This window comes from Streptomyces rubradiris, from assembly GCF_016860525.1.
GTDB classification, from domain to species: domain Bacteria; phylum Actinomycetota; class Actinomycetes; order Streptomycetales; family Streptomycetaceae; genus Streptomyces; species Streptomyces rubradiris.
Map to the genome: position 1 here is coordinate 317,649 of NZ_BNEA01000007.1, position 20,244 is coordinate 337,892.

The window sequence follows — 20,244 nt, forward strand, 5'->3', positions numbered from 1 at the left end:
GGCAGTCCTGGGCGGTGCCGACGCGATCGGTCCGGGCGCATGGGACCTCCAAGGCCGGGGAGGGCGGGCGGATTGATATGGGAGCGCTCCCAGGCTAGGAACACGTCACGGCGACCACAATGCGCGGGGCCGGAGATTTTCGGGCCGATTCGGCGATCAAGCGAAACTTTCGGCTACCGGAGGCCGATGCCGCGACACGTGGCGGCCGTGCCACCGGAGCGGGTGGCACGGCCGGGGTGCGGGTGTCGCGCGGGGAGCGTCAGCCCCAGGGCGAGGTCACGACCCAACTCGTGTCGTCGGCCCAGGCGATGGCGCTGTCCCAGGCGTGGGAGCCGCCGTGGCTCGCGACATAGGCGCCGTACTCGTAGTGGCGCACGAAGTCGCCGGGGTAGTTGGCGGACCGCAGGGACACGCCCTGGCCGTTGTGGCTCGGCTGCGGGCAGAACGTGGCGTCCAGCCTGGCCAACGCGCCGCTGTCGATGGTGTCGACGCGCAGCCGGAAGTCGTAGTGGCGCAGGTACTGCCCCGGCTTGTCGGCGGACTCGAAGGAGACGCACGAGGCGTCGCCCAGGCCGGCGCGCACGATCCAGGTGGCGGCGGCCTTGTCGGCGGCCGGACTGGACGAGGAGACCGCGCCGATGGCGGCGTTGTTGTCGGCCGTGTTGTGCCGGAGGTAGTCGGTCGTGCAGCAGGAGGTGGTGGCCCGCAGCGAGACCCTGGCACCCACGGCGGGCGCGCCCGCCGTAGGGGAGGCGGCGTATCCGGCCGCGTTGATGTTGGCCTGTACCGCGTTCTCGGTGGCGTCCGACGGGTAGCCGGACGTCATCACGCCCTCGTAGAAGGTGCCGGCGGAACTGTTGCTGTTGTCACCGCCGATGCCGAGGATGATGGCCCCTTCCTTCTTCATCGGGTTGTAGCCCGAGGCGTTGGGGCGCGGTCCGTCGTAGTAGGTGGACAGGCCGCCCGACTGGGCGTTGCCGGCCCGGATCGCCCAGCGGTTGGGGCCGCCCTTGACCACGGCGGTGAGGAACCGGTGGCCGACGCTGGGGTCGTTGGCGTTGTAGCCGCGGTTGACCCCGGAGAACAGGCCGTTCTCCAGGTCGGCCATGACCCAGGGGCCGTTGCCGGTGCCGTAGCCCCAGGCCTTGCTGTTGCCGAAGTAGACGGTCTCCATCGCGCCGTTGCCGTTGTTCCGGCTGTTGGTCTCGGCGTTGCCGTAGTCGAAGCAGCAACCGCTGTTGTAGTGGCTGCCGTCGAGGAGCGCGTACATGCCTTCCGGCTGGTCGCCGGTCGCGATGCCGTTGGTGTTGTTGTTCCGGTAGCCGGTGCCGGGGGCGATGAAGACGCCGTACGCCTTGTGGCCGCCCACGGTGACCGGTGCGGCGGACGCCTCGGCGAGGTTGTCGTGACCGCCGGCGGCGGGGCCCTGGAAGTCACCGGGCGGGGCCTGGGTGAGGTGGTTGCCGCGGCCGGACTGGTCGTAGATGACGGTGATCAGGCAGCTCGTGCCCGCGCAGAAGGAGTCCTGCGCGGCGGCGTCTGCGTAGCCGCCCGCGCCGAGCGCGCCGATGTCCCGCGTGGCGCCGTCGGAAGCGCGCTTCACCTGGTAGAGGCGGCTGGTGTACGCGGAGTACAGGGCGCGCGTGGTGCTGTGCGCGGCCACGCAGGGGGTGCCGCCGGCCGCGTACAGGTCACAGGGCAGCGAGCCGGCGGTCACGGCGTCGCCCTCGGCGGAGGCCCGGCCGCCGAGCAGGGCCGTCGTGCTGGCCATGGCCATGGCCAGCACGACGGCCAGCAGGACGAGCGGCCTGGCGGCCCGCCGGGGGCGGGCCGATGTCACAGACATGAGCGGTCTCCTGGGGGAGTCGGGGGCCGGTGGCGTCCCGCCACCGGCACATGGACCATAAAGTCATGCACATGACAACATGCGTTCGATATTTCGGATATTGAACGCATTGGCGGACAAGGCTTGATGATAGGAAGCGCCCGAGGGGTGTCAACAGATCGCGCACGTCCGGTACTCCGGCCGGCGGAACCTGAGGTCAGCGGCGACCGCGAGCGTCCGGGACGTCCGGGCCGGGGGCACACAGTTCGGCGACCAGGTCGCGCGCGTACCGCTCGTCCGTCCCCGGGACCGAGAACACGACACGGAAATACAGAGGGGCGACCACCCGGTCGAGTACGCGCTCCAGCGGGGGCGCCGCCTCACCGCGCCCGGCGGCGGCGTCCAGCGGGACACGGAAGCGAGCGCTGACCCGCTCCAGGCAGGCGCGCAGGCCGGCCCGGCGTTCGTCCACGTCCGGCGCCACCTCCGCGCGGAAGAACGCCACGCCGCCCGGCCGGGACAGGTCCGCGAGCGTCCAGACCGCCACCCGCTCCAGGTCCTCACGGAGATCACCGGACGGCTCGGGCGCCCCCTCGTCCTGACGCCGGTCGGCCACGTCCGCGAGGAGGGCCGAGACCGTACCCCAACGGCGGTACACAGAGCTGGGGTTGACGCCGGCGCGGCGCGCCACCGCGGGGATGGTCACCCTGTCGGCGCCGACTTCGTGGACGAGTTCCACCACCGCGCGATGGACGGCGGCACGCACCCGGGCACTTCTGCCCCCGGGACGACTGTCTTTGCTTTTGACGGACACTCCCCCATCTTAAAGCAAAGAGTTGCGCTTTAGCGAGCAGGCCGCCTAGGCTGACTAACGCAACGATCACTGCTTTAGTCGCTCTTCCGTGGAGGAACCATGCCCTCGCACGAGGACCCCTACAAGGCCGCACACCAGCTCGGCACGCGGTTCCACGCCTTCCTCACAGCCGGCGACTGGGACGGCATCCGGTCCCTGCTCACCGACGACGCCACGTGGACGCTGCCCGGCGACAACGCCGTCTCCGGTACGGCCGTGGGCGCCGACGCGGTCGTGGAACGCGCCCGGAAGATCGCTTCCTACGGTCTCGACTTCCGGCTGCTGCACATCCTGGTCAGCCGGGAGAACATGGCGCTTTCCCTGCACAACACCGCCCGGCGGGGCGATGTCCGGCTGGACGAACACCTGTCCACCGTCTGCCGTCTGCGCGACGGCCGGATCGCGAGCATCGAGACCTATCTCTCGGATGTTCCCGGCATGAACGCCTTCTTCGTCTGAGAACGGCTCAGCCGAGGAAGAACCGGGCCAGGGCGCGGGCCACGGCGGGGGCGTCGTTCTCCATCGGGATGTGGCCCGCGCCGGGGATCCGGACCAGGGTGCTGTGCGGGACCTCCTTGACGAACCGCTCGGCGTAGGCGATCGGCTGGAAACGGTCCTCCTCGCCCCACACCAGCAGCTTCGGCGCGGTCGACGCGGTGAGAGCCGGGAGCGCGGCCAGGGTGTGACGGTTGTCCGCGGCGGCGGCCAGGCACAGCCACGAGCGGACGGTGCGGGGGTCGGTCCACGGCTGAAGGTACTCGGTGATCTCGGCCTCCCCGGCCGGGCGGCCCAGCGCGGCCGTGAGGGCGGTCCGGCGCGCGTCCAGCAGCTCCTGGGGGGTGACGGCCGCCCGTACGGCCGGATCGCGGAACCGGGCCACGGCCGGGACCGGCCAGGAGTCGTAGCTCACCGAGTTCACCAGTGCCATCCGCTCGACCTCCGCGTCCTCGCCCGCGAGCAGGTGCTGGGCGATGGCGCCGCCGATGTCGTGGCCCGCCACCCGCAGCGGCCCGGGCAGCGCGAGGGCGGCGGCGAACCGCGCGACCCAGGAGGCCAGGGCCGGGACGGCGGCGGTCCGCACCGTCAGCTCGCCGGCCGAGCGCCCCAGCCCGGGCAGGTCGACGGCGACCGGCCGCAGGCCGGCGGCGGCCAGGTCCCCGAGCACCGGCAGCCAGACACGGCTCCAGTAGGTGCCGTGCAGGAGCAGGACGGCCGGGGCGCCTTCGCCGCCGGCGGTCAGGTAGGAGGCGGGCAGGCCGTCGACCTCGACGGCGGCGCGGCGGACAGCGGCAGGCGCGGTGTCCATGGCGGGACTCCTCACGACGATCGGTCGGGGTGTCGGATCTCGGATGTCGACAGCCTTCTGCCATGGCGTACCGGCGGGCAAATAATGGTGGCGGTATGCGATCATGCCCGGCCCGGCATGATCGCTGGTGACGGGCCGACATCTCTGGGGGAGTGTGATGCGTCTCTCACAGCTGCGCGTCCTGCTGGCCGTGGCGGAGCACGGCGGCTTCACCGCGGCGGCGGAGCGGATGGGGATCTCCCAGCCCGCGGTCAGCCGTGCGGTCGCCTCCCTGGAGAGTGAACTCGGGGCCCGGCTGGTCGTCCGGGGCCGTGACGGCGTCCGGCTCACCGAACCCGGTCGGCGCGCGGTCACGCACGCGCGCGAGGCGGTGCGCCACTTCGACCTGGTGCGCACCGAAGTGACGGCGGCCACCGGCGCGGTGACGGGCGAGCTGCGGCCGGCCTCGCTGCCTACCGCCACCGGCGCCCTGCTGACGCCCCGGATCGCGGAGTTCACCGACCGCCACCCTAGGGTGCGGGTCCGGCTGCTGGAGGGTTTCGACCGGGACGTACGGGCCTGGCTGGAGCGGGGGGCCGTCGAGGCCGGGGTGGTGACACTGCCGGCCCCGGGGCTGGACGTGGTGGAACTGGGCTCGGACGAGATGGTGGCGCTGCTCCCGGCGGGCCATCCCCTGGCGGACACTCCGGCCGTACCGGTGCCGGCCCTGGCGAAGGAGCCGTTCATCCTCTCCACCGGCGGCTGCCGGCCCCTGATCCGGCACGCGGCCCGGCAGGCGGGGATCGAACTCGACGTCGCGTTCGAGGCGGCCGAACTGTCGGCGATCGCCACGATGGTGGGCAGCGGACTCGGCGTCAGCATCGCGCCGGCGCTCGGCAGGGGGGCGTGGCAGAACACCAAGGGCGCCGTCGTGGCCCGGCCGCTGCACCCTCCTCTGCGCCGGACGCTGGCGCTGGCCTTCTCCCCCGCCGGCGCGGAGGTCGGGGACCTCTCCCCGGCGGCGCGGGCGTTCCGGCGCCTGGTACGGGACCACGCGGAACCGGGACCGGCCAGGCCGGCCCCGGTGTAAAGCCCGGCGTAAAGAAGACCACCCGGCGGCCCCGGACGAAGCGCCTACAGTGGAACGTGGCCCTCCCCCGCCTACGGCCCCTCCCCTACTGTTCGGCAGACGCGCATGACGTACCCCTCCGCAGACCCCGGCGACGACGGCCCCGACGCCTTGTTCGGCCTCGACGCGCTGGACGCCGCCACGCGCACACCCGGGCGCGGCGGCACGGGCCCCGGGCGCGGCCCGGACGACCGGCCGCCGTTCCGCGAGTCCGCCGCGGCCCGTCGTCTGCTGCCCGTCCGGACGGTCTACGCGGAACCGGCCGCCGCGTCCTCCGCGCGCGGCCGCCAGATCCTCGCCCGCTTCCCGGACGCGAAGCTGATCGAGGTGGACTCCCACTGGCGCATCCCGGGGCTGCACGGCAACGAGGGCAATGTCGAGCGCTGGGTGCGGGTGAAGGGGGAGACACTGGTCCTGGGCGAGCGGAAGACGCTGGTCACCCGGCCCAACGGACGGTCCGCCGACTGGATCGCCCCCGGCCTCTCCAACGGGTGCGCGATGGCCTGCGCCTACTGCTACGTCCCGCGCCGCAAGGGGTACGCCAACCCCGTCACCGTCTTCACCAACATCGACGCCGTCATCGCCCACCTGGCCCGGCACATCGCCCGTCAGGGACGCAAGCCGGAGCCCAACCAGTGCGACGAGTCGGCCTGGGTCTACGACATCGGGGAGAACGGCGACTGCTCGGTGGACGCGCTGATCAGCGACAACACCGCGGACCTGGTGCGCGCCTTCCGCGGCTGGCCCACCGCGAAGGCGTCCTTCGCCACCAAGTTCGTCAACCCGGACCTGCTGGCGCTCGACCCCCGGGGCCGCACCCGGATCCGCTTCTCCGTGATGCCCGCGGCGGACTCGCGGCTGCTGGACCTACGGACATCGCCGGTCGGCGACCGGATCGCCGCCGCTGCGGATTTCCTGGACGCCGGATACGAGGTCCACTTCAACCTCTCCCCCGTGGTGCTGCGCCCCGGCTGGGAAGAAGCCTGGAGCGAGGTGCTCCGGCAGCTGGACGACGTCCTGCCCGGCCGGGTCAAACGGCAGGCCGCCGCCGAGGTGATCCTGCTCACCCACAACCGGGACCTGCACCAGGTCAACCTGGGCTGGCACCCCCGGGCCGAGGACCTGCTCTGGCGCCCGGAGCTGCAACAGGACAAGCGCTCGCAGAACGGCGCGCTGAACGTCCGCTACAACGACCAGGTCAAGGCACGGGCCGTACGCACCCTGCGCGGCCTGGTCGCGGCCCACGCGCCCTGGCTGCGCATCCGGTACGCCTTCTGACCCGCGGGGCGGCCCCGCCACGCGGCAGCCGGCTCACGGCTTCAGCCCCCTTCCGTGGCACGCCGGGAGACTGCGCCCCTGTCCCCGGGCGCCGTCGCGGCGCCGGGCGCGCCGGGCGCGCGTCCGCCGGGTGGCGGTGCCGCGCGTTCTGCGGTGCGGACGATGTTGCGGGCCATGCCGCCGAAGACGACCGCGTGCCAGGGCGAGACGCCCCACCAGTACAGGTGGCCGAGGAGGCCGTGGGGGTGGAACAGCGCCCGCTGCCGGTAGCGGACCGGTCCGCCGTCGTCGCCGTCCACGCTCATCTCCAGCCAGGCCAGGCCGGGCAGCCGCATCTCGGCGCGCAGCCGCAGCAGCCGGCCGTGCGCGATCTCCTCGACCCGCCAGAAATCCAGGGAGTCCCCGGTCCTGAGGTGCCGGGCGTCACGGCGGCCCCGGCGCAGGCCGACGCCGCCCACCAGCCGGTCGAGCCAGCCGCGCACCGCCCACGCCAGGGGGAAGGAGTACCAGCCGTGCTCTCCGCCGATGCCCTCGACGACCTGCCACAACGCCTCCCGCGAGACGTCCGCCTCGCGTTCGCGTACATCGGTGTAGAGGCTGCCGCCCGCCCAGTCGGGGTCGGTGGGCAGCGGGTCGCTGGGCGCGCCGGGCACGGAGGCCGACGACCACCGGGTGGTGACCTGGGCGTCGCGAACGCGCTGGAGGGCCAGCCGGACGGCGCGGTCGAAGCCGATCGGGTGTCCCGGCGGGCTGGGCACGTACTGTTCGATGTCTCTCTCGCGGCACACCACCTCGTGGCGCAGGGACTCGGTCAGGGGGCGGGCGATCGAGGCCGGGACCGGCGTCACCAGGCCCACCCAGTAGCTGGACAGCCGGGGGGTGAGGACGGGGACGGGCAGGATGAGCCGTCGGGGCAGATCCGCCGCCGAGGCGTAGCGGCGCATCATGTCGAGGTACGTCAGCACCTCCGGACCGCCGATGTCGAAGGTACGGTTCACCTCCCTCGGCAGGCGGGCGCAGCCGGTGAGCAGGCGGAGGACGTCCCGTACGGCGATGGGCTGGATCCGGGTGTGCACCCAGCGCGGAGTGACCATCACCGGCAGCCGCTCGGTGAGGTAGCGCAGCATCTCGAAGCTGGCGGAGCCCGAGCCGATGATCACGGCGGCGCGGAGCACGGCCGTGGGGACTCCCGAGGCGAGCAGGACCCGGCCGACCTCGGCGCGGGAGCGCAGGTGCGGCGACAGCTCGTGTCCGGGCACGCAGCCGGGGGTGAGGCCACCCAGGTAGACGAGCCGGCCGACACCGGCCCGGCGGGCCTGGCCGGCGAAGATCCGGGCCGCGGCACGGTCGGTCTCCTCGAACCCGCGGCCGGTGCCGAGAGCGTGCACGAGGTAGTAGGCCACGTCCACGCCGTCCATCGCCCGGGCCACCGACTCGGCGTCGGTCACATCACCCCGGAGGATCTCCACCCGGCCGGCCCATGGGTGGTCGCGCAGCTTCTCCGGGGTGCGGACCAGGCAGCGCACCCGGTGTCCGGCGTCGAGCAGCTCCGGTACCAGCCGGCCGCCGATGTAGCCCGTGGCCCCGGTCACCAGGCAGGTCAGGCCGTCACCCGCCTTCGGTCCGGCCGGTGTGGTGCCGTCACTCATGGTCGCTCCCGCAGTCTGTGCCCGCGGGCAGCCGCCGTCGCGGCACCCGCCGTCCCCTCTCCACCGTGCGCCCGTTCGGCCGGACGCGCCCCCGCTCCCGCGGCGCGCGTCGGCGCGACCTTCTTTCCGCTGCCGTCCGGGCCGTTTGACCGGACATCCTTTCCTGGGATTCCGGCACGGCCTTCGGAAGAGAGCGCTCAAATTCTCCACGTTAAGGGCGGCGCGACGGAAACCTGTCGCGGCGCTCCGCGCGGCCGCGGCACAGTCGGGGCTTCGGCGCAGGTACCGGGGAAGCACCTGGCAGGGGACGCGGAGGCACCCACGAACACATGTACGGCAAGGCGGACGCGAATAAGGTCTTCCGGTATCACTTGCATATCTCTACGGCCGCTGAACGCCTCATGAAAAAGCGGAATAAGAATTTACCTTCTCCCGGCGGCAGGAACCGGCCACAGGGGCTTGACTGAGTATTGCCCTCCGTGGACCCTCATGGTCCATGACGACAAGTCACCGAAAACGTCAACTGGAAGAATTGTCTCACTTCCTCCGCACGCGGCGCATGCGCCTGTCCCCGGGCGATGTAGGGCTCACCACCTCCGGACGTCGTCGCACGCCCGGGTTGCGCCGGGAGGAGGTCGCCGTCCTGGCGGGCGTGGGTACCTCCTGGTACACGTGGCTGGAGCAGGGCCGGGACATCAACGTCTCGGATGCGGTGCTCGGCGCCATCAGCGGCGCGCTGCGCCTCAACGCGGCCGAGGAGATCTACCTGCACCGGCTGGCCGGCCTCAAGGCGCCGGAGGACGCGGCCCGGGCCACCAGCGGGCCCGACGACCCGCGGCGCCTGGCCGAGCTCGTGAACCACTGGTTCCCCAACCCCGCGCTGGTGCGGGACCGTTGCTGGAACATCCTGGCCGCGAACTCGGCGGTGCCGGAGTTCCTCGGCTTCCCGGGTCCGGGCGCGAACATCCTCGTGGAGTTCTTCACGGACAAGACGTGCCGGGAACGCTATGTGCGGGGCGACGCCCTGGCCCGCAGCTCGGTGGCCCGCTTCCGCGCGGACGTGGCCGACTGCTTCGGCCGGCCGGAGGTCGAGCGGGTCCTGGCCGAACTGAGCGAGCGCAGCCCGGAGTTCTCCGAGCTGTGGAGCGGCCATGAGGTGCTGGAACCGGTGAAGAGCCGGACGAAGGAAGTGCTCCATCCCGGGGTCGGGACGCTCAGTTTCGACGTCCACGAGTGGGAGCTGGCCGCGGACCACGAGGTCCAGCTGGTCCTGCACATGCCGACCGTGCAGGAAACGAAGGAGAAGCTGGACGCCTTCTTCGCGTCGGCCGGTCCGGACGCGGAGGATCCGGACCGGCCGGGCGAGGACGGCGACGAGGACGGTCAGTCGCCCTCGGAGAAGGCGAGCGCGGCGGCGTAGCTGTCCTCGAACGTCTGGTAACGGCGGATCAGCCCGTCGCGGACGGTGATCCTGATCGCGAAGGGACTCGCGAACGGTTTCCCGGTCGAGGTCACCTGGTGCTCGAACGCGCCGAGGACGATGGCGTCTTCGCCGTCCGTGACGATCCGTTCGATGTCGAACCGCTGCGTCCGTACAGCGGCCACGAACCGCTGGAAGTAGCCTTCGACCTCGTTCCGGCCGACGAGGTGCCCGGTCCACGGGACGAACGGGGCGCCCGCCACGACCAGATCGGCTGTGTCGGCGAACAGCTCAGGCAGCCCGGCGAGGTCCCCCGTTCCGAAGCGGCGGAAGAACTCCCCGACGGTGTCGGCGGTGCTCCTGGTCATGCGCTGTGTCCTTCCCCGACGAGGTCCTCGCGGCGGGCGGGCACCGCGGGCGCGGCCAGCGAGGCCAGATGCCGGTGGACGAGCCCGAGGTCCGGCGCAGAGTCCTGGGCCGCGATGTAGTGGTCCGGGCGGACCAGGACCGCCGAGAAGCGGCGGCCGCGCGTGGTGCGGACCCGCACCAACTCCCCGTAGGCGCTCTGGAGTTCCGCGAGCGCGGCGGGGCGTGCGCCGGACGCGGGGAGCGTGACGAGCAGGGTGTAGCGGTCCACCGGCAGTGACTCGCGTGTCGCGGGGTCCGCCAGCAGGTGCCCGTTGCGCTGCCGGAACCGGCTCGGCCGCCCTCCCGGGCTGTCGTCGACGGCCGGACCGGCCGGGTAGTGGTTGGTCAGGCCCGCCAGCCAGGGCGAGTAGAACCGGTCGAAGAGGCCGGTGCGTTCGGCGAGCCGCGCGGAGACGTCCCGCAGCATGATCTGCCAGCGCTTGTCCAGCATCCATGCCTTCGTCTGTACCTCGGCCTGCTTCACCACGGCCCGCGCCACGGCGGCGCGCTCACTGCCATAGCTGTCCAGCAGCACCGGCGCGGCCGCGCCGCGGTGCACCAGCGCCAGCTTCCAGGCGAGGTTGTGCGCGTCGGTGACCCCGGTGTTCAGGCCCTGGCCGCCGGCCGGGCTGTGGATGTGCGCCGCGTCGCCGGCGAGGAAGACGCGTCCGGCCCGGAACCGCTCGGCGTGCCGGGCGTGGATGCTGAACGTGGTCTGCCAGGAGATGTCGTACAGCCTCAGGCCGCCCGGTCCGCGTTTGTCGACGAAGTCCTGGAGCACCTCGGGCGTCAGGTCCTTGGGCTTCATGCCGGGCGGGCCGGCGGTGAACACCCGGAACCGGCCGTTGTGCAGCGGGACCAGCACCATGATCCCGTTCTCCGTGCAGTAGTAGTGCACGGCGTCGCGCTGCAGGTCCCCGTCGAGCGCGGTGTCGGCCAGGATGAACAGGTTGGGGTACGTCGCTCCCGTGAACTGCACGCCGATCGCCTTGCGTACGGTGCTGCTCGCCCCGTCGCCGCCGACGACGTAGGCGAACTCCCCGGTGGTCTCCGCTCCGTCGGGGCCGCGCAGCGTGGCGAGCACGCCGTCCGGGTCCTGGCTGAGCCGGGTCAGCTCGGTGCGCCACTCGACCGTCCCGCCGTCGCGCTCCAGCGCCTCGCGCAGCAGTTCCTCGACGTCCGGCTGGACGATCACCATCGGGCGGGTGCGGTCACCGAAGACGATGTCGCAGATCGGGTCGGTGCCGGAGTTGTACCGGAAGGAGTGCACCGGCAGACCGTGCTTGTCGATGTACGCGGCGGCGCCCAGCCCCCGGAACACCTCCAAGGTGCGCGGCCACACCATCAGCGCCTTGGTCAGCGGGCTGGGCCCGGCCGCCTTGTCCACCAGCCGTACCGGTACGCCCCGCCGGGCCAGTTCGGCCGCGGCCGTCAGGCCCACCGGACCCGCGCCGACGACCAGTACGGGCCTGTCATCGTGCTTGCTCATGACCTCTCTCCCATCGTGATCGGTTCCTTGGCGCCCCGGTCCGCGGTCGCGGAGACCTCCGGCCCGGCGGCGGTGCGCAGCATGCGCATGATCACCGGGGCGCCCACGGCGCACACGGCCGCGAGCAGCCACAGCACCGTGTGCAGGGCGGAGGTGTAGGCGCCGGAGACGAACTCGGTGAAGCCGGCCCGGTCGGCGGCCGGTACCTGGCCGGCCACGGCGCCGATCTCGCCCTGTACGACCCGGTTGGCGAGGTCGCCGGTGTCTCCCCGCCAGGCGCCCGGGTCCTTGAGGTTGTGCCGGGTGATGCTGACCAGGACGGAGCCCATGCCGGCGATGGCGACGGCCTCGCCGGTGAGCCGCATGGTGTTGAACAGTCCGGCCGCCATACCCGCCCGGCTGGCGTCCACGGCGCCCACCGCGGCGCCGTCGAGCAGGCCGAAGGAGATGCCCACCCCGGTGCCGATGACGAGCAGGGGCCCGGCGATCATCAGGGTGGTGGCGTCCTGGTCGAGGACGGTCAGCCAGGCGGCGCCGCCCGCGACCAGCAGCAGGCTCACCCCGAGCGGCACCGCCGTGCCGGCCTTGCGCGCGAGCGCTCCGCTCAGCACGGGCAGGGCGAGCACCGGGCCGCTGAGCAGCAGCATGGTCAGACCGGCCCGCTGTGAGGTCATGCCGCCCACGCCGATGAAGTACGACGGCAGGAAGACCAGCAGGCACACGAAGCCGAAGGCCAGCAGTACCGGCATCAGCCCGACGGCGACGAACTTCGGCTCGCGCAGCAGTGACAGTTCCAGCATGGGCCGCGCCCGGCGCTTCTCGATCCGGACGAACCCGGTCAGCAGCAGGGCCGCCAGTACGGCGAGGGCCGGCACCAGCGGGTGCCCCCAGCCCAGTTGCGGTCCCTCGACCAGGGCGAGGGTGAGCGCGAAGAGGGCACCGCTGAACGTGGCCGCCCCGGCGTAGTCGACGCCGCCCGCGGCCGGGTCACGGGATTCGGTCAGCAGCGGGCACAGCAGCAGGACGGCCACGGCGACGGCGGCGTGGGCGAGGAACACCGAGCGCCAGCCGAAGGCCCCGACGAGCAGGCCGGACAGCGAGGGCCCGAGGGCCAGTCCGAGCCCGAAGGACGAGCCGAGGAACCCGAAGGCGCGGGCCCGGCCCGCGCCGTCGTAGGTCTGGGCGAGCAGCGCGGTGGCCGCGGTGAGCACCATCGCGGCGCCCACCCCGGCCGCTCCACGCAGGACGTCGATCAGCACCACCTCGGAGACGAGGGCCGCGCCGGCCGTGCACAGCACGAAGACGGTAAGGCCGAGGGTGAACATCCTGCGCCGCCCCAGCAGGTCCGCGAGCGAGCCCGCGACGAGCATCACACTGGCGAAGGTGAGGTTGTAGGCGTTGACGACCCACTGCACGGTCACGAGGGAGGCGTGCAGATCGCCGCCGAGGTCGGGCAGGGCGACGGAGGTTCCGGTCAGGGAGGCGGGGAGCAGTCCGCAGGAGACGCAGACCGCGATGAGGGTGAGGACGGGACGGGACCGTACGGCGCCCGTCGGACGAGTGGGCACGAGAACTCCTCGAGAAGGGTTGGGATGTCAGGACGTCCGTGCGCGCAGTCGCTCGACGCCCCACAGCAGCAGCACCAGCGCGGCCAGGCCGCCCCCGGCCGCGGACACACCGGCCCACCCGGCGGCGGAGTACACGGCGCCCGAGAGCGCCGAACCCGCCGCGCCGCCGAGGAAGTAGGCGGTCATGTAGGCCATCGTGATCCGGTTGCGGGCCTCGGGGCGCAGCCGGAAGAGGACGCCGAGGTTGGCGACCTGGGCTCCCTGCACCCCGAAGTCGAGCAGGAGGACACCGAGCACCAGGCACACGGGGACGTGGCCGCCGTCGAAGGCGAGCAGCACCCAGGCGGCCAGGTTCGCGAGGTACAGCACGGTGCCGGCCAGCCGGTCCCGGCCGCGGTCGACCAGCGGACCGGTGGCCCGCGCGGCCACCGCTCCGGCCAGGCCGAGCAGCCCGAACGCGCCGGTCAGCGCCGCGCCGTACGAGTAGGGCGGCGCGGCGAGCAGGAAGGCCGCCGAGGCCCAGAAGACGCTGAAGGAGGCGAAGGTGAGGAAGCCGTACAGGCAGCGCAGCCGCAGCACCGGCTCCTGGGCGACCACCGAGGCCACCGAGCGCAACAGGGCGAAGTAGCCGAGGGATTCGGCGGGTTCGAGGTCGGGCAGCAGCCGCCACAGCAGCACGGCGAGCGCCAGCATGGCCACCGCCGCCACCACGAACACCGTGCGCCAGCTGCCGGTCCACTGGGCCAGCAGTCCCGCGCCGGTGCGGGCGAGCAGGACCCCGCCGAGTACCCCGCTCATCACCCGGCCGGTGACCCGGCCGCGTTGTTCCGGGCGGGCGAGCGCGGCGGCGAACGCCACCAGGAGCGGGGCGCCGACCGCCGCGACCGCCATCAGCCCGGACAGGGCGATCAGCGCGGTGGCCGTGGGCGCGGCGGCCGAGGCGGCCTGGGCCACGGCGGTGACCAGCAGCAGGGCGACCAGCAGCCGGCGGCGGCCGGCGATGTCGCCGAGCGGCACCAGCAGCGCCAGGCCCACCGTGTAGCCCGCGGTGGAGGCCGTCACCACCAGGGACGCGGTGCCGCTGCCCACGCCGAACGCCGAGGCGATCGCGGTGAGCAGCGGGTGCGCGTAGTAGATGTTGGCGACGGCGAACCCCGCGGCCACGGCGAACACCGTGACCAGGCGGTCGGGGAGCCCGCCCGCCGGACGCAGTGCCGTACGGGCACCACGTCCGGCGGGCCGGGCCGAGGCGGCGTGGGACATCACGGGACCAGCACGATCTTTCCGGTGGTGCGGCCCGTCTCGCCGTACTCGTGCGCCTTGGCGGCGTCGGCCAGCGGGAAGACCTGGTCCACGTGGACCTTCAGCCGTCCCGCCGTCACCAGCCGTGCCAGTTCCTCCAGTCCGGCGTGGTCGGGTTCGACCAGGAACCCCGTCACCCGTACGCCCAGGCTCGCGGCGTGGGTGGCGAGTTCGGGGCTGACGTGGCCGATCACGGTGATGAGCAGTCCGCCCGGGCGCAGCGTGCGGGCCAGTTCGAAGCTGTGGTCGCCGCCGAGCAGGTCGAGGACGACGTCCTGTCCGGTCACCCTGTGGTGCAGCGGTCCGGTGGTGTAGTCGACGGGATACTCGACGCCGGTCTCGCGCAGGAAGCCGTGCTTGGCTGCGCGGGCGGTGCCGGTGACCTCGGCGTCGTGGGCGCGGGCGATCTGTGCCGCCAGGTGACCGACGCCCCCCGCGGCGGCGGTCACCAGCACCCGGTCGCCCGCCTTGATGTGCGCGGTCTCCACCAGGGTCTGCCAGGCGGTGAGCCCGGCCAGGGGCAGCGCGGCGGCCTCCTCGAAGCTCAGCCCCCCGGGCTTGCGCGCGAACTGCCGGGCGGGAGCGGTGACGTACTCCGCGTAGGCGCCGCCCGGGCGGGGAAAGCCGATGAGGCCGAACACCTCGTCCCCGGGCTGGAAGCGGGTCACCCGCGGTCCCGACTCGACGACGCCGGCGACGTCCCAGCCCTGCACGAACGGCGGGGTGCCCAGTGCGCCGGGCGGGAACACGCCGGCCCGGATCTTCCAGTCGACGGGGTTGACCCCCGCGGCGGCGACCTTGACCAGGACCTCGGTGGGCAGCGGGGCGGGACGCTCGGTGGCGGTGAGGCGCAGCACGTCCGGCGCGCCGGTGGCGGTGGTGACGACGGCTTTCACCGGCCCACCCGCTCGTCCAGGTAGGCGGCCCATTCGGACAGTTTCTGGCCGAGGTCCAGATCGCCTTCCGGCACCTCGATGCCGTACTCGCGCTGGACGAAGAGGGCGATCTCGATCAGGGCGAGCGAGTCCAGGGCCAGTTGGTCCAGACTCTGGTCGGGGTGGATCTCCTCGACGGGGACTTCGGCCTTCTCGGCTATGAACGCGAGCAGGCCAGGATAAGCCGTGAACAGCATTGCGTACTCCCTCCTCGGAGCCGTGCTCCGGGGCTTGCGTGGACAGGTGGCGCGCAGGTGGGGGGAGCGGTGTGCGGACGGTGCGGGCGGGGGCGTCCGTTCCCGGGGTTCAGGCGGCCGGTGTGCGCGGCCGGGTGAGGCCGTGCGGCCAGGTCAGGGTGACGGCACCCCAGGTGGTGCCGGCCCCGAAGGCGGTCAGCAGCACCCGGTCGCCGGGACGCAGCCGGCCCTCGCCGGCCGCCTCGTCCAGGGCCAGTGGGATCGAGCCGGCCGCGGTGTTGCCGGTGTGGCCGATGTTGACGTAGGTCCGTTCCCGGTCGGCGCCGAGCTGGTCGGCGACCGCGTACAGGATGCGCGCGTTGGCCTGGTGGCCGACCAGGAGGTCCACGTCGGCGGTGGTCCAGCCGGTGCGGGCCAGCACGGTCCGCGAGGACTCCGTCATGCGCAGCACGGCGTTCTTGAACACCTCGCCGCCGCGCATGGTGAGGTAGTGGTCCTCGCGCAGTGCCTCGGTGTGGTGGCTGCGCTGACGGGAGCCGCCGGCCGCCACGCGGATCAGGTCCGCCTGGAGTCCGTCGCTGGCCAGGTCAATCGCACGCAGGGCCCCCGGCTCGTCCGTGCGGCCCGCGCGCAGGACCACGGCGCCGGCGCCGTCGGCGAAGATCGGTGCGGTGGCGCGGTCGTGGGGGTCGACGAGGGTGGTGAAGGCGTCGGCGCCGATCACCAGCACGCTGTCCGCCACCTCGGCCGCGAGCAGGCCGGCCCCGGTGACCAGGGCGTACAGGAATCCGGAGCAGACGGCTCCGACGTCGAAGGCGGGTACGGTGCCCAGGCCCAGCCCGGCGGCGACGGTGGGCCCGGTCGCCGGGCACGGGTGGTCGGGCGTGGCCGTGGCGAGCACGACGGCGCCCACCCGGGGGCCGCCCGCCGAGTCCAGCGCGCGCCGTCCGGCGGTGATCGCGAGGTCGCTGGTGGCGGTGCCGGGGTCGACGACCCGCCGCTCGGCGATGCCGGTACGGGTGCGGATCCATGCGTCGGAGGTGTCCATCCGGCCGGCCAGGTCGTCGTTGGTGACCACGCGGGGCGGCAGGGCCGAGCCGAGGCCCGCGAGGACGGCGGCTCGCCGGGTCATCGCACGATCACCGAGGCCCGGTCGGACTCGGTGCGCATGTCGAGGGCCTGGTACTCGGCCTCGGCGCGCGCGATCGCCTCGTGCGGCGGCATCTGCACCGGCAGGTCGAGGAGCCCGGCGATCCGCACCAGCCGCTCGGCGACGCTGCCGCCCACCACATGGGCGGGTATGCCGAGTTCGGCGGCGACCTCGAGGAGGCGTTCGTCGGCCATCGAACGGAAGCGCTCGTTGACCGGGCGGTGCCCGTCGGCGGCCAGCGCCAGCTCGTTCGGCAGGTGCACGAACACGTCGTACGTCTGCTTGACGTGCTGCTTGAAGGCGATGCCCAGCTGCTCCATGACCTCCTCGAACACGCGTATCTCGGGGGTGCGCTCGACGCTCTCGAACGCGCCCAGGTGGACGGACTCGTTGGGGTTGATGCCGACGATCACGCGGACGGAGCCGTAGATCCACTCCTGGAGCGAGGAACCGTCGGAGATGAACGGGCCCTCGAACCGGCTCTCGTGCACGGCCCGGTCCACATGGCGGCGCACGATCAGCTGCACGAGTTCGGCGGCGGTGCACTGCTCCAGGGTCTTTCCGGGCACGGCTTCCGGCAGCAGCTCACGCATGGTGCGGGCCCGGGTGCGCGGAATTCCCACGTAATGCGCGAGGGCGTACGAGGTGAGCGTCTTTCCCGATGAATAGGTGCCGGAGATGGCGATACGCATGGCAGGCTCCATTTTCCGGGCGGCGCGGGCCGCCCCTTGTTTTCCCCGGAGTTCGGTGGACTCCGGGAATTCCTCGGATGTTCTCGGCGGGAAGAGAAGTCAGCGGGGCAGCCGGTGCGCCACGCTGCAGCGCACGGTGTTTCCGGCGAGGCTGCCGACGATGTCGGCGGCGCGCCACGTCTCGTCGTCGCGCCGCAGCAGCGCGCTGTTCTCCAGCCGTACGCTGAGCGGGGTCTCGTAGCGGATGGGGTCGGGTTCGACGCCCGCGGTGAGGACGGTGGTGCGCATCCACAGCGTGTCGCTGGCGCCCCGGGAGATCCCGTCGGTCTCGTACAGCAGGATCTGGCCCAGTTGCAGGCTGGTCACGAAGGTGTCGACCAGGCCGACGAAGGGCTGGTAGAGGCCCTCGGTGCCTTCGGTCGCGAGGACGCTGCCGGGCTCCTGGGCCACGTCCACCACGGCGTCCGCGCGGGCCTCGGCCACGCGGGCCACGACCTTGCGGACGCTCTGGGTGCGGGCCGCGAAGCCGGTGCCGTAGTACTGCCGGTCGGCGGGGCCGAGCAGTTCCTCCGGCGAGGCGTAGGTGGCCCCGGCCGGGGCGTCCGCGGCCGGGGCGGCCCCCGGATGGCGCAGTGCGGTGCGTACCCGCATCACGCCGACCAGGGTCTCCAGCCGGGACACGACCGCGTCGCCGTCGTCGTCGGTGGCCGGTGCGCTGCCCAGCAGGGTGCTGCGCACGGGCAGCCCCGCGAGCTCCTCGTCGGGCACGGTGCCGGCCTTGATCCGCACCTGCAGGACCCGGCCGGCCCGGCGGCGCTCGGCGGTCAGACGCAGGGCGTGGGTGAGGGTGGCCTCGCTCAGGTGCACGGCGGTGATCACCCCGTCGACCGTGCTCAGGTGCGGGCGCAGGTCGCCGCGCCGGGCCTTGGTCGACCAGTCCGGCGGATAGCCGACGCCGAGGCGGCCGGACAACTCGGTACGGCCTTCCTCGCCGCGGCACACCTCCAGTTTGTCGTGGCGGTAGGTGACGCGTCGGAAACCGGAGCCGAAGAACCGCTTCTCGGCCGGGCCGAGATAGTCGTCGACCGAGTCGAGCAGCAATTCTCCGGCAGAACCCTTCTCAGACAATGCGCACTCCCTCGCGGCGAGGCCCAACGGGCGCTTCTCGGTCTGCTCGACGCTAACCGAGTTCGGCCGGCGCAAGGAGAGTCGGTTCATGCGGTTACTGCCAACACCACCCTGGACACCACCAGCTGACGTACTTTCGACCGGTGCCGGGAATTGACTAACGTCGGCGGCGTTCGCGGACAACGGATTCCAGTTCCGCAACGGGGGAGGTTCGCCATGTCCGACGTCAGTATCGGCCCATGGGCCGTCACAGCCGAGTTCAGCCACGAGCAGCTGGTCCCCAAGATGGGGATCGAGCTGGTCCGGTGCGAGCCGGGCCTGGTCATCGGCACCATGCCCGTGCACGGCAACCGGCAGCCCGTCGGCATCATGCACGGCGGCGCCAACGCCGTGCTGGCGGAGACCCTCGGGTCCCTCGCCGCGTTCCTGTACGCCGGTCCCGGTGGCCGGGCGGTCGGCCTGGACCTGTCCTGCACACACCACCGCTGGGTGGCCAGCGGCCGGGTGACGGGTGTGTGCCGGCCCCTGCACGAGGGGCGGACCACCGCCACGTACGAGATCGTCATCAGCGACGGCTCCGGCCGGCGCTCCTGCACCGCCCGGCTGACCTGCGCCGTCAGCCTCCCCCCGGCCGCCCGCGCCCGCGACGCCGTGCGCACGGCCTGAGCCGGGCCGGGCCCCTACACCAGTCATCGACCGGTTCCCCCGCGTCCCAACCAAGAGAGGCCAAACACCCATGTGCCACAGCACCGACAGCAGGCCCCCCGCCGTCGCCGACCCCGGCAGTGTGGCCGAGGAGGGGCTGATCGAGCTGACCTCCCAGGACGGTACGGCGTTCACGGCCTTCCACGCCCAGCCGGATGAGCCCAACGGCCGCGGCGTCGTGATCCTGCCGGACATCCGCGGCGTCCACGCCTACTACCAGGAGCTGGCCCGCCGGTTCGCCGAGGCAGGGTTCCCGGCGGTCGTGCTCGACTACTACGGCCGCACGGCCGGGCTCGGCCCCCGGGACGACGCGTTCGAGTGGGAGCCGCACTTCAAGCAGCTCGTGCCGGACCGGGTGGCCGAGGACGCCCGCGCCGCCGTCGCCTTCCTGACCGGGAAGAACCCCGGCGTCGCCGTGTTCTCCGTCGGCTTCTGCCTCGGCGGCGGACACTCCTGGCGGCTCGCGGGCGCGGGCCTGGGCCTGGCCGGCTCCATCGGCTTCTACGGCCTGCCGGGCCTGGCGGAGGACCGGCTCAAGGACATCTCCGCGCCGCTGCTCCTGCTGCTCGCCGGCAACGACGTCGCCACCAGCCAGGAGGACTTCGCCGCCTTCCGCGGCAAGCTGGACGACGCCGGCAAGTCGTACGAGTACAAGGTCTACGAGGGTGCGCCGCACTCCTTCTTCGACGGCGGTTCCGCGGAGTGGAAGGACATCAGCGCCGACGCCTGGCGGCGGGTGCTGGACTTCACCGCCCGCCACGCGGAGCGCGTCGCATGACCCGTGACATCCGCGACGAACAGCGGGACAATCCACGCTTCGTCACCGGCCAGGCGCGGCTGGAAGGGCTCGGCGACAAGGGCGAAGCGATCTTCACGGCGCTCGCCGACGTGGCGCCCGACATGGGCCGGTACGTGGCCGAGTTCGTCTTCGGCGACCTGTACGGGCGGCCCGGACTCGACGACCGGCAGCGGCAGTTGGTCACGCTGGCCATGCTCGCCGCGCTCGGTGACACCGACCGGCAGTTCGCCTTCCACCTGGGCCTGGGGCTGAATGCCGGACTCACCCCGGAGGAGGTCGTGGGCGCCCTGGTGCACGGTCTGGCGTTCATCGGCTTCCCCCGCACCTTCAACGCCCTCTCCACGGCCAAGCGCGTCTTCGCCGAGCGCGGGCTGCTGCCGGTGGGCGGGGCGCCCGAGGCCCGCTGACCGGATTCCCGCCCCCGTTCCCGCC

The 20,244-nt window shown here is 72.7% G+C and carries 20 protein-coding genes; 7 read left to right on the forward strand and 13 right to left on the reverse strand.

What is annotated here, in order from left to right; all coding sequences use genetic code 11:
* Window positions 1-259 precede the first annotated feature (259 nt).
* Window positions 260-1,846, reverse strand: a complete 1,587-nt coding sequence (locus Srubr_RS10710) for an alpha-L-arabinofuranosidase B (RefSeq protein ID WP_203854967.1) — start codon at window positions 1,844-1,846, stop codon at window positions 260-262.
* Window positions 1,847-2,042: 196 nt separating this feature from the next.
* Window positions 2,043-2,591: a TetR/AcrR family transcriptional regulator gene (locus Srubr_RS10715; RefSeq protein WP_229926500.1), complete on the reverse strand. Its 549-nt coding sequence runs from the start codon at window positions 2,589-2,591 to the stop codon at window positions 2,043-2,045.
* Between the two features lie 147 nt (window positions 2,592-2,738).
* Between Srubr_RS10715 and Srubr_RS10720 the strand changes: the two genes are divergently transcribed.
* Window positions 2,739-3,137, forward strand: coding sequence for a nuclear transport factor 2 family protein (locus tag Srubr_RS10720; protein ID WP_189991025.1), 399 nt, complete (start codon window positions 2,739-2,741; stop codon window positions 3,135-3,137).
* A 7-nt stretch (window positions 3,138-3,144) separates the two neighbouring features.
* On the opposite strand, the gene Srubr_RS10725 is transcribed toward Srubr_RS10720, so the two are convergent.
* Window positions 3,145-3,984, reverse strand: a complete 840-nt coding sequence (locus Srubr_RS10725) for an alpha/beta fold hydrolase (RefSeq protein WP_189991026.1) — start codon at window positions 3,982-3,984, stop codon at window positions 3,145-3,147.
* A gap of 157 nt (window positions 3,985-4,141) precedes the next feature.
* Between Srubr_RS10725 and Srubr_RS10730 the strand changes: the two genes are divergently transcribed.
* Together Srubr_RS10730 and Srubr_RS10735 are read left to right on the forward strand one after the other, a co-directional pair.
* Window positions 4,142-5,053 (forward strand): LysR family transcriptional regulator, encoded by a 912-nt coding sequence (locus Srubr_RS10730; RefSeq protein ID WP_189991028.1) that lies wholly within the window; start codon window positions 4,142-4,144, stop codon window positions 5,051-5,053.
* 105 nt (window positions 5,054-5,158) lie between these two features.
* The gene (locus Srubr_RS10735) at window positions 5,159-6,370 is read left to right on the forward strand and encodes a spore photoproduct lyase family protein (protein ID WP_189991030.1); all 1,212 of its coding nucleotides are present in this window, start codon (window positions 5,159-5,161) and stop codon (window positions 6,368-6,370) included.
* Window positions 6,371-6,411: 41 nt separating this feature from the next.
* Here Srubr_RS10735 and Srubr_RS10740 read toward each other — a convergent pair whose 3' ends face one another.
* The gene (locus Srubr_RS10740; protein ID WP_189991032.1) at window positions 6,412-8,019 is read right to left on the reverse strand and encodes an SDR family oxidoreductase; all 1,608 of its coding nucleotides are present in this window, start codon (window positions 8,017-8,019) and stop codon (window positions 6,412-6,414) included.
* Between the two features lie 532 nt (window positions 8,020-8,551).
* Between Srubr_RS10740 and Srubr_RS10745 the strand changes: the two genes are divergently transcribed.
* Window positions 8,552-9,439, forward strand: a complete 888-nt coding sequence (locus tag Srubr_RS10745; RefSeq protein WP_203854968.1) for a helix-turn-helix transcriptional regulator — start codon at window positions 8,552-8,554, stop codon at window positions 9,437-9,439.
* Here the strand turns inward: Srubr_RS10745 and Srubr_RS10750 are convergent.
* The 9 genes from Srubr_RS10750 to Srubr_RS10790 form a co-directional block, all read right to left on the reverse strand.
* Window positions 9,403-9,807, reverse strand: a complete 405-nt coding sequence (locus tag Srubr_RS10750) for a nuclear transport factor 2 family protein (RefSeq protein ID WP_189991036.1) — start codon at window positions 9,805-9,807, stop codon at window positions 9,403-9,405. The genes Srubr_RS10745 and Srubr_RS10750 overlap by 37 nt on opposite strands.
* On the reverse strand, window positions 9,804-11,336 hold the full coding sequence (locus tag Srubr_RS10755; protein WP_189991037.1) for an FAD-dependent monooxygenase: 1,533 nt from the start codon (window positions 11,334-11,336) through the stop codon (window positions 9,804-9,806). Before Srubr_RS10755 ends, Srubr_RS10750 begins: the two co-directional genes overlap by 4 nt.
* Window positions 11,333-12,904, reverse strand: a complete 1,572-nt coding sequence (locus tag Srubr_RS10760) for an MFS transporter (protein WP_189991040.1) — start codon at window positions 12,902-12,904, stop codon at window positions 11,333-11,335. Before Srubr_RS10760 ends, Srubr_RS10755 begins: the two co-directional genes overlap by 4 nt.
* Before the next feature lie 27 nt (window positions 12,905-12,931).
* Window positions 12,932-14,167 (reverse strand): MFS transporter, encoded by a 1,236-nt coding sequence (locus tag Srubr_RS10765; RefSeq protein ID WP_189991042.1) that lies wholly within the window; start codon window positions 14,165-14,167, stop codon window positions 12,932-12,934.
* Window positions 14,167-15,135: an NADP-dependent oxidoreductase gene (locus Srubr_RS10770; protein WP_189991044.1), complete on the reverse strand. Its 969-nt coding sequence runs from the start codon at window positions 15,133-15,135 to the stop codon at window positions 14,167-14,169. The genes Srubr_RS10765 and Srubr_RS10770 overlap by 1 nt, the downstream gene beginning before the upstream one ends.
* On the reverse strand, window positions 15,099-15,338 hold the full coding sequence (locus tag Srubr_RS10775; protein ID WP_189991046.1) for an acyl carrier protein: 240 nt from the start codon (window positions 15,336-15,338) through the stop codon (window positions 15,099-15,101). Before Srubr_RS10775 ends, Srubr_RS10770 begins: the two co-directional genes overlap by 37 nt.
* A gap of 109 nt (window positions 15,339-15,447) precedes the next feature.
* On the reverse strand, window positions 15,448-16,470 hold the full coding sequence (locus Srubr_RS10780) for a beta-ketoacyl-ACP synthase III (protein WP_189991047.1): 1,023 nt from the start codon (window positions 16,468-16,470) through the stop codon (window positions 15,448-15,450).
* Complete coding sequence (locus Srubr_RS10785) at window positions 16,467-17,180, reverse strand: AAA family ATPase (RefSeq protein ID WP_189991049.1); 714 nt, start codon at window positions 17,178-17,180, stop codon at window positions 16,467-16,469. The genes Srubr_RS10780 and Srubr_RS10785 overlap by 4 nt, the downstream gene beginning before the upstream one ends.
* A gap of 99 nt (window positions 17,181-17,279) precedes the next feature.
* Entirely contained in the window at window positions 17,280-18,308 is a 1,029-nt protein-coding gene (locus Srubr_RS10790; protein WP_189991051.1) for an AvrD family protein, read from the reverse strand.
* Between the two features lie 216 nt (window positions 18,309-18,524).
* On the opposite strand from Srubr_RS10790, the gene Srubr_RS10795 reads away from it, so the two are divergent.
* From Srubr_RS10795 to Srubr_RS10805, 3 genes are all read left to right on the forward strand, one after another.
* Window positions 18,525-18,974 carry a hotdog fold thioesterase gene (locus Srubr_RS10795; protein WP_189991053.1) on the forward strand — a complete coding sequence of 150 codons (450 nt, stop codon included), beginning with the start codon at window positions 18,525-18,527 and terminating at the stop codon, window positions 18,972-18,974.
* Between the two features lie 70 nt (window positions 18,975-19,044).
* Window positions 19,045-19,791 (forward strand): dienelactone hydrolase family protein, encoded by a 747-nt coding sequence (locus Srubr_RS10800; RefSeq protein ID WP_189991055.1) that lies wholly within the window; start codon window positions 19,045-19,047, stop codon window positions 19,789-19,791.
* Window positions 19,788-20,219, forward strand: coding sequence for a carboxymuconolactone decarboxylase family protein (locus Srubr_RS10805; protein ID WP_189991057.1), 432 nt, complete (start codon window positions 19,788-19,790; stop codon window positions 20,217-20,219). The genes Srubr_RS10800 and Srubr_RS10805 overlap by 4 nt, the downstream gene beginning before the upstream one ends.
* Window positions 20,220-20,244: the final 25 nt, after the last annotated feature.

Bases quoted from the DNA above. Each gene is read 5' to 3' on its own strand.
- Srubr_RS10710 (WP_203854967.1), bottom strand. From the start codon at position 1,846: ATGTCTGTGACATCGGCCCGCCCCCGGCGGGCCGCCAGGCCGCTCGTC.
- Srubr_RS10740 (WP_189991032.1), bottom strand. From the start codon at position 8,019: ATGAGTGACGGCACCACACCGGCCGGACCGAAGGCGGGTGACGGCCTG.
- Srubr_RS10730 (WP_189991028.1), top strand. From the start codon at position 4,142: ATGCGTCTCTCACAGCTGCGCGTCCTGCTGGCCGTGGCGGAGCACGGC.
- Srubr_RS10750 (WP_189991036.1), bottom strand. From the start codon at position 9,807: ATGACCAGGAGCACCGCCGACACCGTCGGGGAGTTCTTCCGCCGCTTC.
- Srubr_RS10775 (WP_189991046.1), bottom strand. From the start codon at position 15,338: ATGCTGTTCACGGCTTATCCTGGCCTGCTCGCGTTCATAGCCGAGAAG.
- Srubr_RS10755 (WP_189991037.1), bottom strand. From the start codon at position 11,336: ATGAGCAAGCACGATGACAGGCCCGTACTGGTCGTCGGCGCGGGTCCG.
- Srubr_RS10735 (WP_189991030.1), top strand. From the start codon at position 5,159: ATGACGTACCCCTCCGCAGACCCCGGCGACGACGGCCCCGACGCCTTG.
- Srubr_RS10770 (WP_189991044.1), bottom strand. From the start codon at position 15,135: ATGGGCCGCCTACCTGGACGAGCGGGTGGGCCGGTGAAAGCCGTCGTC.
- Srubr_RS10780 (WP_189991047.1), bottom strand. From the start codon at position 16,470: ATGACCCGGCGAGCCGCCGTCCTCGCGGGCCTCGGCTCGGCCCTGCCG.
- Srubr_RS10800 (WP_189991055.1), top strand. From the start codon at position 19,045: ATGTGCCACAGCACCGACAGCAGGCCCCCCGCCGTCGCCGACCCCGGC.
- Srubr_RS10765 (WP_189991042.1), bottom strand. From the start codon at position 14,167: ATGTCCCACGCCGCCTCGGCCCGGCCCGCCGGACGTGGTGCCCGTACG.
- Srubr_RS10795 (WP_189991053.1), top strand. From the start codon at position 18,525: ATGTCCGACGTCAGTATCGGCCCATGGGCCGTCACAGCCGAGTTCAGC.
- Srubr_RS10805 (WP_189991057.1), top strand. From the start codon at position 19,788: ATGACCCGTGACATCCGCGACGAACAGCGGGACAATCCACGCTTCGTC.
- Srubr_RS10785 (WP_189991049.1), bottom strand. From the start codon at position 17,180: ATGCGTATCGCCATCTCCGGCACCTATTCATCGGGAAAGACGCTCACC.
- Srubr_RS10720 (WP_189991025.1), top strand. From the start codon at position 2,739: ATGCCCTCGCACGAGGACCCCTACAAGGCCGCACACCAGCTCGGCACG.
- Srubr_RS10725 (WP_189991026.1), bottom strand. From the start codon at position 3,984: ATGGACACCGCGCCTGCCGCTGTCCGCCGCGCCGCCGTCGAGGTCGAC.